General features: G+C 58.0%; 2 protein-coding genes and 1 tRNA gene. 1 reads left to right on the top strand and 2 read right to left on the bottom strand.

Features of this window, described 5'->3' with window-relative positions:
- Window positions 1-30 precede the first annotated feature (30 nt).
- Window positions 31-411, top strand: coding sequence for a hypothetical protein (locus tag JHD07_RS10385; RefSeq protein ID WP_291621646.1), 381 nt, complete (start codon window positions 31-33; stop codon window positions 409-411).
- Between the two features lie 57 nt (window positions 412-468).
- On the opposite strand, the gene JHD07_RS10380 is transcribed toward JHD07_RS10385, so the two are convergent.
- Both JHD07_RS10380 and JHD07_RS10375 read right to left on the bottom strand, forming a co-directional pair.
- Window positions 469-666 (bottom strand): DUF3606 domain-containing protein, encoded by a 198-nt coding sequence (locus JHD07_RS10380; protein WP_291621644.1) that lies wholly within the window; start codon window positions 664-666, stop codon window positions 469-471.
- Window positions 667-1018: 352 nt separating this feature from the next.
- Window positions 1019-1088 (bottom strand) — tRNA-Phe (locus tag JHD07_RS10375).
- Window positions 1089-1090 lie beyond the last annotated feature (2 nt).

The following is a 1090-nucleotide window of genomic DNA, read 5'->3' as shown; positions in this document are numbered from 1 at the left end:
GGGGCGATTTCAGAACGAAAGGAATATTGAGTGGATTTTGACTCTAGGTATCAGGACGAGAAAAACGGTCCCTTGAAAAAGGAATTGCGCGATCGCCTGAGACGCTTCCGTAGCCTCTTCACGCTGGCCGAGATTGGCGAGACCCTCAAGTTTAGTGGGCCGTTCGTCAGTCAGATCCTCAACGAGAAGAACCCCGCTCGCATCGACAGTAAGCATATTGAGCGCATCGTCCGCGCGATCGAGGAAGGCGAAGTGAAGCACGCGAAGAAGTTGGGACTGAACAAGCCCCAGCATCAGAATGGTTCAACGCCGCAGCCGCCCGCTTCTGACGAGAAGCAGACGTTGGACTACCACCTTGCCGCAATTGATGCGCTGGGCTGGAAGATCACAGGACTTCAACGTAAGGACTGATTTTAGTGCCTAAACAAGCCGGCGGGCTCTCATTAAGGGCCCGCCGTTTTATTTTGCCTATCGCTTGCCGCGCTTCAGCGCCTTGGTGACCTTCTTCCTACTGCTGCCGACCTTCTTGACGGCCTTCTTCACCGAGGCGGCAGACTTGCGGGTCTTCTTCGCGGTGTATCGCACCTCGTAGTCCTGACCGCCGGCAACGCGAGCCCGATCCTGCGCGCGGCCACGGGCCGACTTCTTCTCGACTTTCTTCGCCATCCCTCAATCCTCCATGCGCCTCGCGATGCAACGCGCAAGATTCTTGCGGGTTCCGAGTGTCGGACACTACCGCTTTTGGCGTTGGTTACGGTGACAGTGCACTCAACTGTGATTTTGCGGCCTCTCGAGCTGAAGCCAAGGCTGCGACCCATCACTATAATTTGCCTGCCCTCGCCGCGCTCGGCCGCTACCTTCGATTCTCGGGCAAGCGGCCGAGCCGGCCGATCGAACTGGCCAACGAGAGAGAGGGGACCCAAGGGCGGAATCGAACCATCCGGCTTCGCCCTTCGGGCTACGCCGGGACGAGCTCTCGCTCGGGAGGTCTTTGGGTTACGGAAGCACCGAAATTAAATGGTGCCCAGGGGCGGAATCGAACCACCGACACTGCGATTTTCAGTCGCATGCTCTACCAACTGAGCTACCT

The sequence above is a fragment of the Bradyrhizobium sp. genome (genome assembly GCF_016462955.1).
In the GTDB taxonomy this organism is placed as follows: domain Bacteria; phylum Pseudomonadota; class Alphaproteobacteria; order Rhizobiales; family Xanthobacteraceae; genus Bradyrhizobium.
Note: the sequence above shows the minus strand (reverse complement) of the source record. Positions and strands in the feature narration are given on the sequence as shown.